Here is a 12,238-nt window from a genome sequence, read left to right as displayed (position 1 = left end):
GTTGCAGGTGCTGTGTGGAGCGGGGTGCGCCGGTGGACCCCTGGGGAGGGAAGTGTCAGTCGGTGGGCATGTAGCCGCTGCGGACGCTGTGCACGAGTCGTGCCAGCAGGGCGTCCCAGTCGGCGACGGACTGCTCGTCGATCGCGGGGCCGGAGGTGGCCAGCCAGTGTTCCGCGATCACGACGATGCCGCTCATGAGCGACTCGACGAGCAGGGCGGCGTCGAGGGGGTCCGCCGCCGGGTAGCGGCGTGCGACCTCGTCGCGGAGTCGTTCGGTGACCCGCGAGAACGCCGTCTGGGTGAGGACCGCGGCCTTCGGGTCGTCCTTGCCCGGGTCGCCGAGGATCCGGTACATGCTCGAGATCGCGGCTGCCAGGTCGGCCCCGCGTGCGGCGGACTCGAGCTCGTCGAACATCGAGGCGCGGCTGCCGTCGCCGACCGGGGTGCGTGCCATGTCGGCGAGGAACCGGTCGATGATCACGGACAGCTCCTGCTCGCACACGGCCAGCAGGACCTCGTCGAGCGAGGCGAAGTGGTTGAACACCGTCCGCCGCGCGATGTCGGCCCGTGCTGCCAGGTCGTCGACGCTGAACTCACGGCCGCCGCGTTCGTCGACCAGGTCGCGTGCGGCCTGCAGGATCGCCGCACGGTGCTTCGCCTTGAGGGCGGCGCGGCGGTCGGTCGTGAGGGTCACGAATGAGAACACTAGGTGCATCGATGCACTCGGTGCAACGACGAGGAGTACATCTTCAGGTTCGTACCCCACGGTGGAAACTCGGTTCTGAACAGATGTGCGCATGGTTGACTGCACCCAGCACGACCGCCGGTGCGACCGGCGGCGCGACCGCCAGAATGACCGCCGTACGAAGGAGTACCCGATGCCCGTCCGCCTGTCCCCGGAGACCCTCGACGAGATCGCCGCGAGCGGTGTCGCCGTCCCGACCTACGACCGCAGCGGGATCACCGCTGGCATCGTGCACTTCGGCGTCGGCGGCTTCCACCGCGCGCACCAGGCGATGGTGATCGACCGGCTGCTCCAGCAGGGCGAGGCGCGCGAGTACGGCATCTGCGGCGTCGGTGTCCTCGAGCAGGACCGCCGGATGGCCACGGCGATGGCGGAGCAGGGCGGCCTCTACACGCTCGTCCTCAAGCACCCTGACGGCACGCGCGAGTCCCGCGTCGTGGGCAGCATCGTCGACTACCTGCTCGCCGTCGACGACCCGGACGCCGTCGTCGAGAAGATGGCGCACCCGGACACCAGGATCGTCAGCCTGACCATCACCGAGGGCGGCTACAACTTCGACCACGTCACCGGCGAGTTCGTCGCGGACGAGCCCGGCGTCGCGGCCGACCTGCGTGGCGACGGACCGCCCCGCACCGTGTTCGGCCTGGTCGTGGCAGCGCTGCAGCGGCGCCGGGAGCGCGGGCTGGAACCGTTCACCGTGATGTCCTGCGACAACATCCAGGGCAACGGCCACGTCGCCCGCGACATGTTCACCGCCTACGCACGCCTGCAGGACCCGGCGTTCGCCGACTGGATGGACGAGCACGTGTCGTTCCCGAACTCGATGGTCGACCGCATCACCCCGGTCACCGCCGATGAGGACCGTGCCTGGGTCCGCGACGAGCTCGGTATCGAGGATGCCTGGCCCGTCGTCGCCGAACCGTTCTTCCAGTGGGTGCTCGAGGACGACCACCCCGCCGGACGTCCGCCGTACCAGGACGCCGACGTGCAGATCGTCGAGGACGTCGAGCCGTACGAGCTGATGAAGCTCCGGTTGCTGAACGCGTCCCACCAGGGCCTGTGCTACTTCGGGTACCTGTCCGGGTACCGCTACGCGCACGAGGCCACGCAGGACCCGGCGATCGCCACGTTCCTGCGCCGCTACATGGACGACGAGGGCTCGCCGACCCTGCACCCCGTGCCCGGCATCGACCTCGAGGACTACAAGTCCACCCTCATCGAGCGCTTCCAGAACCCCGAGGTCCGCGACACCCTGGCCCGGCTCTGTGCCGAGTCGAGCGACCGGATCCCGAAGTGGCTGCTGCCGGTGGTCCGCGACAACCTCGCCGCTGGCCGGCCCGTCACGCTGTCTGCCGGCATCGTCGCGTCGTGGGCGCGCTACGACGAGGGCACGGACGAGTCCGGCGAGCCGATCCAGATCGTCGACCGGCTGGCCGAACCGCTGCACCGCATCGCCCTCACCCAGCGCGACGACCGGCTCGCCTTCATCGCGAACCGGCAGGTCTTCGGCGACCTGATCGACGACGAACGGTTCGTCGCGGCGTACCGCGACGCCCTCGACGGGCTCATCGCCGACGGCGCCCACACCACGGTCGAACGCTTGTCGCGTTCCTGACGCGAGTCGCGCCCTGCGCGTGACCGGACGGCGGACGGGAGGCCCGGTGCCAGCTGGCACCGTGCCTCCCGTCCGGTGCCCGGTAGCGTCGAGACCATGGCGACGATCGCGCTCATCAGTGGCGCTCCCGGGAGTGGCAAGACGACGCTCGCGTCGGTGCTCGCCGCCGAACTCGGCTGGCCGCGCGTCGACCGCGATCAGCTGTACGCCGGGTTGATGGCCGGTGCCGACCTCGGTCGCGACGAGGTCGTGCCGCACGGCGTCCGGATGTTCTGGACTGTGACGGCGCACCTCGCGGCAGCCGGGTGCAGCGTCATCGCCGACGCGACGCTGTACCGCGGTCAGTCCGAGGCTGACGTGCGCACTGCCCTGGTGTCGGTCGGGGACGTGCGGAACGTGCACTGCCGATCCGCGCTGGCGTTCGACCGGTTCGTCGCCCGCGGTCACCCACAGGAGCTGAACGACCGGGTCGCACGCAACGCGCCGGTCGTCACCGAGCCGCTCGACCTCGGGGTCTCACGCCTCGACGTGGACACGACCGACGGCTACGACCCAGAGCTCCTGCGGGTCGTCGACTGGTTGCGTGCTCCGTCGTGAACCGGACCGACCGCCTGTACGCGCTCGTCGAGGAGCTCCGCGCCGCTGCGCCCGCGCTGCGGAGCGCGCGCCGACTCGCTGAGCGGTTCGGGGTCAGTGTGCGCACGGTCGAGCGGGACCTGCTGTCCCTGCAGCAAGCCGGAGTGCCGATCTGGGCCGAGCCGGGGCGGACCGGCGGGTACACGATCGACGCCCGTGCGACGCTCCCGCCGCTCGGGCTGACCGTCGACGAAGCGCTCGCGGTGGCGATCGGCCTCGGCACGCTCGGCTCCAGCCCGTTCCGCGACGCGGCGCGCAGCGCTGCCCGCAAGGTCACCGCGGTGCTCGCCGAGGACGACGCCCGACGGGCAGTGCGACTCGCGAGTCGCGTGCACCTGCTGGAGTCAGGGGAGCGCACGCCTGCTCCCACGGCGCTCGCCGGTGCGCTGACGGGCGGGCGCGTCGTCCGGATGCGGTACCGCGACGCAGCGGGCGCGGAGACCGACCGCGTCGTCGAACCGCTCGGGTACATCGGGAAGGGCGAGGACTGGTACCTCGTCGCGTGGTGCCGGCTGCGTGACGGCGTCCGGGCCTTCCGCGGTGACCGGGTGCTGGCGGTCGAGGAGACCGACGAGCCGGCACCGCCACGGGTGGTCCACCTCGACGAACTCGACATCCCGCACGGCGTGCTGCGCCCCGTGCTCGGAGACCTGCTCGGGGACTGAACCGCCAGATCCGCCTTGTAGTTCGCCGAAACACCGACAGGACGGTGTCGCGGTGGTCGCGCATGCTCGACGAGTCCGGTCACGGTGGCCGGCCAGGAGGGCTTCCCGTGCAGTTCGCATCCGTCCGGATCATCACCGACGACCTCGACGGGATGGTGCGGTTCTACGAACGCGTCACCGGGACCGAGGCGCGGCGGCCCGCACCCGTCTTCGCCGAGATCGTGACCGGCGGCGCCGTGCTCGCCCTCGCGACCCCGGCGACCGTGGCGATGCTCGGACCGGCCGCAGTGGAGCCCCGCTCGAACGGCGGCGTGTTCCTCGAGTTCGCGGTGGACGACGTCGACGCCGCGTTCGCGGGGTTGCGTGGTGACCTCGACGACGTGGTGCTGCCGCCGACGACGATGCCCTGGGGAAATCGATCGGCGCTGTTCCGTGACCCTGACGGCAACCTCGTGAACCTCTTCAGCCGCTCCGCTTGACCGTGTATTCTGTCAGTCACTGACAGAATCGAGTGCACATGCAGCTCCACGTCGAGACCCACGGTCACGGCCCGGTCCGGGTCGGACTCGTGCACGGCATCCTCGGCTCGGCGCTGGTGTGGCGCGACCTCGTGTCCCATGCCGACCCGGACCGGTACACGTTCCTCGTGCCGGACCTGCGGGGTCACGGCGAGAGCGACCACGCGGCGTCGTACACACTCGCCGCGTTCGCCGACGACCTCGCCGAGACGCTGCCGCAGGGGCTCGACGCCGTCGTCGGACACTCGCTCGGCGGGCGGGTGCTGTTCGACGCCGTCGACCGGTTGCGCCCGGCCCGCGCGGTGTACCTCGACCCCGGCTTCCACCTGCGGGCACCGGGGCGGAGCGTGCTCGGGCGGGCGTTCTGGGCGCTGCCCGGGCTGCAGCCGTTGCTCGTCAAGGCCTACGACCGCACCGATCCGCGGTGGGGTCCGGCGAACGTCGCCCGGGCCGAGGAGAGCCATCGGCACTGGGACCGCACGATGCTGCGCGACGTCCTGCGAGCGGTCGCGACGACACCGGTCGCTCCGGCGGCCCCGTTCGTGCCGTCGACGCTCGTGCTCACCGACGACGGTCGACACGTCGTGCCCGCGGCCGAGGTGCCGGTCTACGAGCGCCTCGGGTGGGACGTCGAACGGGTGCGCGGCGTGCACCACGACCTCGCGATGGAGGGCGCCGCGCGCACGATGCGGCTCCTCGACGACGTGCTCGGCGGGGCGCACGCATGAGCGTCACCACGGTGTTCGGCGGGGTGTCCAACGTCCTCGTCTCCGACGGCACGACCTCGCTGCTCGTGGACGGCTTCTTCAGTCGTCCCTCGTTCCCACGGCTGATGCTCGGCCGGCTCCGACCGGACGTCACCCGGATCGAGGACGCACTCGCACGGTTCGACGTCGACCACCTCGATGCCGTGCTCGTCTCGCACTCGCACGCCGACCACGCCCTCGACGCGCCCGTGGTCGCGGACCGGACCGGGGCGGAACTCGGCGGCTCGGCGTCCACCCGGATGATCGCCACCGGGTACGGGCTCGACCGGGTGCCCTTCCGGGAGCTCCACGACCGCGAGTCGTTCGCGGTGGGGGCCTTCACGGTCACGCCGCTGCACGCGCTGCACAGCGACGGCGATGCGGTGCCGGGCGAGATCACCGAGCCGGTCACCCTGCCGGCCCGGATGCGCGACTTCCGCACCGGCGGGTGCTCCTCGTTCCTGTTCGAGCACCCGGACGGCTCCGTACTGGTGCACCCGACGGCGAACTTCGTCCCCGGAGCGTTCGCGGGGCTCCACGCCGACACCGTCTACCTGGGTGCGGGCGCCGCCGGTGCGAAGCCGACGGCCTGGATCGAGCAGTACTGGCAGGAGACCGTCGGTGCCCTGCGTCCGAGCGTCGTCCGGCCGGTGCACTGGGACGCGTTCTGGCGGCCGTTGACCCGTCCGCTCAGGCCGCTGCCGAAGAAGCTCGACCGCCTCGACGTCACGATGCGCGCGTTCACACGCCTGGCGGACGCCGACGGTGTCGACCTCAGGCTGCCGGAGCTCTGGCAGCGCGAGACCGTCTCCATGCGGTCCGCGCCGTGACCGGGGTCCGGGCGCAGCACCGGCGGGCGACGGAGTGTGCCGTCGAGGACGCCGCGGTCGCGCTGGTCGGCATGCGCGGGTTCGACGTCGTCACCGGGGCCGAGATCGCGACCGCGGCCGGCATCACCGAGCGCACGTTCTTCCGGTACTGCGCTTCGAAGGTCGACGCGTTCTTGTTCGTCTCACGCGACGTCCACGACGCCGTCACCGCCGCCGTGACCGCCCCGGTGCCGTTCGATGCGTTGACCGAGGTGATCGCCGAGGTGCTCGCGACGTTCGAACGCGATCGCCACGACGACCTCGACCGCCTGGTCCGGGTGCGCGCGCTGCTCGTCGCCGATCCGGTGCTGCTGTCCGCGGTCCTCGAACGGGACGCCGCGCAGACGCTGGAGCTGCAGTCGGCGTGGCAGGGCGCCGACCGGTTCGCGGTGCCGTTGGCGCTGCTCGCGCTGCGCGCCGCGTTCGACGAGTGGGCGGATCGCCGCGCGGGGGAGTCGCTCAGCGCGGCGTTCCGGCGGACCTGCGCCGCGCTGCGGAGGGCGGCGACTGGCGGCTGATCGCGCGTCATGCCGTGGACGCAGCCACCAGGCGGACGGGAGGCCCGTGGCGGGCGTGACCCGAGCCTCCCGTCCGCTCTGGACCGTGACGCGAGACGCGCCGGGCAAGCACGTTCCTCGTGTGGTGACGGTTCTGGTTCACGTTCCCCGTGGATCACGAACCAGAACCGTCAGTCGTCAGGAAGCACGTCGTCGTCCCACGGCACCGACGTCGTCGCGCCCGTCTCCCAGTCGTGGCGCAGGATCCCGTAGCCGACCGACGCCACCGCGCGGCCGCCCTCGATCGGCCATCCCTCGCGGTAGTGCGCCTCCTTGACCCAGCCGGCACGCACGAAGACCCGGCGCATGGCCGTGTTGTCCTCGCGGGTCTGGCCCTCGAAGCGGGTCACCGACGGCAGGGTGCCGAAGACGTGGTCGGTGACCGCACGCAGTGTCGGGACGCCGAGGCCGCGACCGCGGAACGCGCCGGCGATGCGCAGGTCGAACAGCGGGACCGGGTCTTCCAGGTCCTCGAGCCGGACGAACCCGATGCGGCCGTGCTCCGTGTGGTCGACCCAGTACGAGTCGTGCTCGTCGTCGCGGTAGGAGCCGGACGCCACTGCCTCGACGGCCTCTGCACGGCTCCACGTCCGCCGCACGTGGAACGGGAAGTCCTCGGTCGACAGGAAGTCGACGAGTGCGTCGTGGTCGATCCCGGTCGGGTCGAGCCGGGTCAGCCGGACGGAGCGCTCGGTCATCCCGTCACGCTAGCGGGGGTGCAGCGTGGTGGCCCAGCGTCCGATCGCGTCGTACGCCTGCTCGCGCACGTCGGGCGCGGACAGCACCACGTCGTGCACGGCTCCGGGCAACCGCCGGACCGTCACCTCGTTGCCGAGTGACAGGGCCCGATGGGCCACCGTGTCGACGTTCAACGCGACGTCCGCGTGTGCCATCCCCGGGTCCCACCGGGGTTGCAACATGCTCTTGTCGCTTAGCATGACCAGGACGGGGACCTGGATGTCGAGCCCGTGCTCGACCGTCTCCTGCCCCGCGAAGACCGCCGCGAGCCAACCGGGGTGCAGGGGGAACCCCCGGTCCGGCCGCCACTGCTGGTCGTACGTCCACGAGCCCTCGCCCGCGGCCGACACGGTGCGCGTGTAGAAGCCGGGATCGACGGCGGGCATCGGGGCGAGGGGGTTCCGCTTGGCGCCGAGCTTGATGACGGGTGCGACGATCGCCCGGCCCACGGCGGTCGCCTGGAACTCGAGCCACGGACTGTTCAGGACGATGCCGTCGACGAGTTCGGGGTGGCGCGCAGCCCACAGCGACAGCGTCAGCCCCCCGGTGGAGTGCCCCATCAGCACGAGCCGCCGCTCGCCGGGGCCGGGGTGCTCGGCCGAGACGGCGTCGAGCGCTGCGGCGATGTCCTCGTCGTACACCGCCAGGTCGTCGACGTTGCCCGGGGTCTGGTGGGGGCGGAGGCTCCGGCCGTACTTCCGCAGGTCCAGCGCGTGGAAGCGGGCCCCGAGCCGTTCGATCCGCTCCGCCAGCTCGGTCTGGAAGAAGTAGTCCGACCACCCGTGCACGTACAGCACGTCAGCGCCGTGCAGCGGCCCGCGCCCGTGCAGCAGCAGGTCCGTCGGGGTGTGCCGACGACGGACGAGGGTGGCGACGACCGGCCCCTCGGAGTCGGAGCCGAGCGGCAGTTCGAGTCGCTCGTAGGGCGCTCCGAGGACGTCCTCGTGCCACCGCTGGACGACCATGACCCCACCGTATCCGGCACCGCTGCGGGTGGTACCGGGGTACCACGGTCGCTCCGCGGAGATCGTCTGCGACGGCGATGTGGCGGACCCGGCCGTCTCCGTACCGTTGCCGCATGATCGAGATCCAGAACCTCTCCAAGCGCTACGGCGAGAAGGTCGCCGTCGACGACGTGTCCTTCACGGTGCGCCCCGGCGTCGTCACCGGCTTCCTCGGTCCGAACGGCGCGGGCAAGTCCACCACGATGCGCGCCGTCGTCGGACTCGACCGGCCGACCTCGGGCACCGCCCACGTCGACGGACGCCCCTACCGCGAGCTGCGCGACCCGCTGCGTCGCGTCGGCGCACTGCTCGAGGCCAAGGCGGTCCACAGGGGACGCAGCGCCTTCGACCACCTGTCGGCGCTCGCCGCGACGCACCGGATCCCGACGGCCCGGGTGCACGAGGTCATCGGGATGACCGGTCTCGAGAACGTCGCGAAGAAGCGCGTCGGCGGGTTCTCGCTCGGCATGGGGCAGCGGCTCGGGATCGCGGCGGCACTGCTCGGTGATCCGCAGACGCTGATCCTCGACGAGCCCGTCAACGGCCTCGACCCCGAGGGCGTCGTGTGGGTGCGTCGACTCGCCCGCAGCCTGGCCGCCGAGGGACGTGCGGTGTTCATCTCGAGCCACCTGATGAGCGAGATGGCCCTGACCGCCGACCGCATCGTCGTGATGGGTCGCGGGCGGGTGCTCGCGGACATGGACATCGCGGACCTGGTCGCCGCCGCCACGGAGCGGTCGGTCACCGTGCGGACGCCGGAGCCCGAGCGGCTCCTCGACGCGATCGCCGGACCGGACGTCACCATCGGCTACGAGGGCGACGGGTCGCTGCAGGTCCGTGGCCTCGGCGCCGAGCAGATCGGCGAGGCGGCGGGTGCTGCGGGGATCGTCCTGCACCAGCTGGCCACCACCGAGGCGAGCCTGGAGCAGGCCTACCTCGAACTCACGCACGACCAGGTCGAGTACCGATCGGAGGTGGCCCGATGAGCGCGGTCACGAGCGACACCCTGCCGCGGCACGACGGAGCCGGCAGCCACTCGTCCGGCGTCCACTTCTCCGGCGTCCTGCGCTCGGAGTGGATCAAGCTCCGCTCGCTGCGGTCGACGGCGTGGAGCTTCCTGCTGGTGCTCGTCCTGCCGATCGGCATCGGTGTGCTCCTGGCGGCCTTCGCGGACAACGGTGGTCAGGGGCTCACGGGTGACGCGGCTCGGAACGCGCTGGTCCTCTACAGCACGAGCGGCACGATGCTCTCGTCGCTGATCGTCGCGGTGATCGGTGCCCTCGTCGTCACCGGCGAGTACGGCACCGGCATGATCCGCTCCTCGTTCGCGGCGGTCCCACGGCGGTCGGTCGCACTGGCGGCGAAGGCGATCGTCCTCGCCGTGGCCGTCTTCGTCACGAGTGCCGTGAGCGTCTGGGCCACCGCCTTCATCACCCTGCCCATCGCCGCGGGACAGAACGTCGAGGCGTCGCTGGACGCGAGCGTCGCGATGCCGCTGCTGGGTGCCTCCGTCTACCTGACGCTCATCGCCCTGCTCGCCTTCGCGGTCGGCGTGGTCCTGCGCTCCACAGCTGGCGCGATCGCCGGGGTCCTCGGCCTGATGCTGGTCGCTCCGGTCGTCGTGCAGCTGGTGCAGTCGTTCACCGGAGCGGACTGGCTCGGCACGCTGACGAACCTGCTGCCGCAGAACGCCGGGCAGCCGCTCATGCAGTTCGGCACCGAGGTGACATCGGGGTGGCACGACGGCGTCCTAGCCTTGGGGGGATGGAGCGGATTCGCGGTACTGCTGGCCTGGGTGGTCGTCGCCTCGCTGACGGCGCTCGCCCTGGTCGAGAAGCGGGACGCGTGACCCCTGCCGACCTCGCCCCCGGTGCCGTCCAGGACGGTGCCGGGGGCATCGCCCTGCCCGACGCACCCGGCCGGCTCCGGCGGTTCTGGGCACGCCACCCGGTCATGACCGACGCGCTGCTCATGGTCTTCTGGGGTGCGATCGAGGTCGTCGTCGCGTTCCGGAGTGCGTGGCAGGTCGACGGGAGCCCCGTCGCGCGGGTCACGGTCGTCGTCCTCGTGGTCATCGCCGTCTCCGGCATCCCGCTCCGGCGCACGCACCCCGCGGTGACGGCGGTGCTCGGGCTCGCGTCCGTCGTCGCGATGACGTGGACGCAGGCGGGGTACTCGCCGGTGCTCTTCACCGTGTACGCCGCGACCGTGTGGTGGTCGCGTACCGCCGGGTGGTGGACGGCCGCGGTCGCCGTCGTGCTGGCCGCGGGGGCGACGGCGCTGCGCGTCTTCGTGGTCGCGCCGGGGTCCGGAGGACTCGCGGACGTCCTGTACCCGCAGCCCACGACGTTCCTGCTGGCAGCGGTCCTGATCGGGGTCAACGTGTCGAACCGCCGTCGCTACACCCAGGCCCTCATCGACCGCGCGCACCAGCTGGCCCGGGAGCGCGACCAGCAGGCGCAGCTCGCCACCGCCGCGGAGCGGGCCCGGATCGCGCGGGAGATGCACGACATCGTGTCGCACTCGCTCACGGTGATGGTGCGGCTGGCCGAGGGCGCGGCGGCCGGGGCGTCCGCTGGTGCACCCGCCGGTTCGGCGGGGTCCGCTGCCGCTGCCATGCGCGGTGTCGCCGACGTCGGCCGTGGCGCGATGGGCGACATGCGCCGCATGCTCGGGGTGCTCGGAGGCGACGGCGAACCCGCGCTCGCGCCGCAACCGGGCATCCACGACGTCCCGCAGCTCGTCGACCGGTTCCGCGCGCTGGGCGCCCCCGTCGCCCTCGAACTGGTCGGCGTCGTCCCCGACGACGACGCCCTGCAGCTCGCCGTGTACCGGGTCGTGCAGGAGGGCCTCACCAACACCGCCCGGCACGCGCAGCGCGTCCGATCGGTCGACGTCCGCGTGGCAGCGTCCGACACCGAGGTCACCGTGGTCGTCACCGACGACGGACGGACAGGAGGCCCGACTCGGCCGGGCGGATCGGCCCACGCCCCAGCGGGGTCGGGTCGAGGGCTCATCGGGATCGACGAGCGCATCCGCGCGCTGGGTGGGCAGGTGCGCGCGGGCTCCCGCGACGGCACTGACGGTTGGCAGATCCGGGCGACGATCCCGGTCAGGACGGAGGACCGGTGATCCGCGTGGCGATCGTCGACGACCAGCAGCTCATCCGCACGGGGTTCCGGCTGCTGCTCGAGGCGCAGTCCGACATCGAGGTCGTCGGCGAGGCCGGCGACGGCGGTGCGGGAGTTCGGCTCGTGCGTGCCCTGCGTCCGGACGTCGTGCTGATGGACGTCCGGATGCCCCACGTCGACGGCGTCACGGCGACGGCCGCGATCGTCGAGCAGGTCCCCGAGACCCGGGTGCTCGTGCTGACCACCTTCGACCTGGACGAGTACGCGTTCGGTGGCCTGCGTGCCGGGGCGAGCGGGTTCCTGCTCAAGGACGTCAGCGCCGCGCAGCTCCTCGACGCCGTCCGGTCCGTGGCAGCGGGCGAGGCCGCGGTCTCACCGCGGGTGACGCAGCGGATGCTCGAGCTCTTCGGCTCCGTGCTGCCGGACGACCGGCCGGCGGGTCCGGACCCGCTGGAGCCCCTGACCCCGCGGGAGCGCGACGTGCTGCTCGCGATGGCCCGCGGGTTGTCGAACCCCGAGATCGCCGCACACCTGGTGACGAGCGAGTCCACGGTCAAGACGCACGTCGGGCGGGTGCTCGGCAAACTGGGCCTGCGCGACCGGGTGCATGCGGTGATCTTCGCCTACGAGCACGGTCTCGTGCCGCGGTCCTAGCTGCGCGGGGCCCTCGCGAAGAAGAGGGTGATCGCGCCGAGGGCGATGGACGCGACGATCAGCACCCAGGCGAGCACGGGGATCAAGCCGTCCCACGGTGTGAACAGGAGCACGATGCCGATCACCAGCACGACGGCGGCGGCGATCAGCACGAGGCGGTGCGGTCTTGCCGGGTGGGTTCTGGTCACAGGTGCACCGTACGCGTCGGGACTGCGGACGGGCGCAGTCGCGCGCCGCTAGCCTGGCCGCAGTGACACGTTCTCCCGCTCTGTGACGCAGAGCCCATCCAGCGACACCGGTTCGCTCCTCGGACGAGGGGCGGTGATCTCGTGCGCCCGGAACGGGGACTCCCGACGGAGT

Annotated in this window: 15 protein-coding genes; 11 read left to right on the top strand and 4 right to left on the bottom strand. The window is 71.9% G+C overall.

All coding sequences use genetic code 11. From position 1 onward, the window contains the following. Positions 1 to 55: 55 nt before the first annotated feature. Positions 56 to 694, bottom strand: a complete 639-nt coding sequence (locus tag ACIPV1_RS07850; protein WP_165901448.1) for a TetR/AcrR family transcriptional regulator — start codon at positions 692 to 694, stop codon at positions 56 to 58. A gap of 184 nt (positions 695 to 878) precedes the next feature. Between ACIPV1_RS07850 and ACIPV1_RS07845 the strand changes: the two genes are divergently transcribed. The 7 genes from ACIPV1_RS07845 (at position 879) to ACIPV1_RS07815 (ending at position 6,312) form a co-directional block, all read left to right on the top strand. Then, entirely contained in the window at positions 879 to 2,360 is a 1,482-nt protein-coding gene (locus tag ACIPV1_RS07845) for a mannitol dehydrogenase family protein (protein WP_402726098.1), read from the top strand. Between the two features lie 96 nt (positions 2,361 to 2,456). Further along, positions 2,457 to 2,957, top strand: a complete 501-nt coding sequence (locus tag ACIPV1_RS07840; RefSeq protein WP_402726097.1) for an AAA family ATPase — start codon at positions 2,457 to 2,459, stop codon at positions 2,955 to 2,957. Further along, on the top strand, positions 2,954 to 3,661 hold the full coding sequence (locus ACIPV1_RS07835) for a helix-turn-helix transcriptional regulator (protein ID WP_402726096.1): 708 nt from the start codon (positions 2,954 to 2,956) through the stop codon (positions 3,659 to 3,661). Before ACIPV1_RS07840 ends, ACIPV1_RS07835 begins: the two co-directional genes overlap by 4 nt. A gap of 107 nt (positions 3,662 to 3,768) precedes the next feature. Then, a complete protein-coding gene (locus ACIPV1_RS07830) occupies positions 3,769 to 4,140 on the top strand; it encodes a VOC family protein (RefSeq protein ID WP_402726095.1) in 372 nt (123 codons plus the stop codon). A 38-nt stretch (positions 4,141 to 4,178) separates the two neighbouring features. Continuing rightward, complete coding sequence (locus tag ACIPV1_RS07825; protein ID WP_402726094.1) at positions 4,179 to 4,907, top strand: alpha/beta fold hydrolase; 729 nt, start codon at positions 4,179 to 4,181, stop codon at positions 4,905 to 4,907. After that, the gene (locus ACIPV1_RS07820) at positions 4,904 to 5,755 is read left to right on the top strand and encodes an MBL fold metallo-hydrolase (RefSeq protein ID WP_402726093.1); all 852 of its coding nucleotides are present in this window, start codon (positions 4,904 to 4,906) and stop codon (positions 5,753 to 5,755) included. Before ACIPV1_RS07825 ends, ACIPV1_RS07820 begins: the two co-directional genes overlap by 4 nt. Beyond that, complete coding sequence (locus ACIPV1_RS07815; protein ID WP_402726092.1) at positions 5,752 to 6,312, top strand: TetR family transcriptional regulator; 561 nt, start codon at positions 5,752 to 5,754, stop codon at positions 6,310 to 6,312. The genes ACIPV1_RS07820 and ACIPV1_RS07815 overlap by 4 nt, the downstream gene beginning before the upstream one ends. Positions 6,313 to 6,482: 170 nt before the next feature. On the opposite strand, the gene ACIPV1_RS07810 is transcribed toward ACIPV1_RS07815, so the two are convergent. Together ACIPV1_RS07810 and ACIPV1_RS07805 are read right to left on the bottom strand one after the other, a co-directional pair. Further along, positions 6,483 to 7,049, bottom strand: coding sequence for a GNAT family N-acetyltransferase (locus ACIPV1_RS07810; protein ID WP_402726091.1), 567 nt, complete (start codon positions 7,047 to 7,049; stop codon positions 6,483 to 6,485). A 9-nt stretch (positions 7,050 to 7,058) separates the two neighbouring features. Beyond that, entirely contained in the window at positions 7,059 to 8,054 is a 996-nt protein-coding gene (locus tag ACIPV1_RS07805; RefSeq protein WP_402726090.1) for an alpha/beta hydrolase, read from the bottom strand. 113 nt (positions 8,055 to 8,167) lie between these two features. Between ACIPV1_RS07805 and ACIPV1_RS07800 the strand changes: the two genes are divergently transcribed. Genes ACIPV1_RS07800 through ACIPV1_RS07785 form a run of 4 tightly spaced genes read left to right on the top strand, consistent with a single transcriptional unit; the run spans position 8,168 to position 11,878 of the window. Continuing rightward, entirely contained in the window at positions 8,168 to 9,079 is a 912-nt protein-coding gene (locus tag ACIPV1_RS07800; protein WP_132099929.1) for an ABC transporter ATP-binding protein, read from the top strand. Beyond that, complete coding sequence (locus tag ACIPV1_RS07795; protein WP_402726089.1) at positions 9,076 to 9,942, top strand: ABC transporter permease subunit; 867 nt, start codon at positions 9,076 to 9,078, stop codon at positions 9,940 to 9,942. The genes ACIPV1_RS07800 and ACIPV1_RS07795 overlap by 4 nt, the downstream gene beginning before the upstream one ends. Then, positions 9,939 to 11,225, top strand: a complete 1,287-nt coding sequence (locus ACIPV1_RS07790; RefSeq protein ID WP_402726088.1) for a sensor histidine kinase — start codon at positions 9,939 to 9,941, stop codon at positions 11,223 to 11,225. The genes ACIPV1_RS07795 and ACIPV1_RS07790 overlap by 4 nt, the downstream gene beginning before the upstream one ends. Then, the gene (locus ACIPV1_RS07785) at positions 11,222 to 11,878 is read left to right on the top strand and encodes a response regulator (protein ID WP_402726087.1); all 657 of its coding nucleotides are present in this window, start codon (positions 11,222 to 11,224) and stop codon (positions 11,876 to 11,878) included. The genes ACIPV1_RS07790 and ACIPV1_RS07785 overlap by 4 nt, the downstream gene beginning before the upstream one ends. Here ACIPV1_RS07785 and ACIPV1_RS07780 read toward each other — a convergent pair. Beyond that, complete coding sequence (locus tag ACIPV1_RS07780) at positions 11,875 to 12,066, bottom strand: hypothetical protein (protein ID WP_123938330.1); 192 nt, start codon at positions 12,064 to 12,066, stop codon at positions 11,875 to 11,877. The two genes, ACIPV1_RS07785 and ACIPV1_RS07780, sit on opposite strands and share 4 nt — an antisense overlap. Positions 12,067 to 12,238 lie beyond the last annotated feature (172 nt).

Source organism: Curtobacterium sp. NPDC089991, from assembly GCF_044748425.1.
Lineage (GTDB): Bacteria > Actinomycetota > Actinomycetes > Actinomycetales > Microbacteriaceae > Curtobacterium.
The sequence above is the reverse complement of the archived record's forward strand: the minus strand, read 5'-3'. Positions and strand labels throughout refer to the sequence as shown.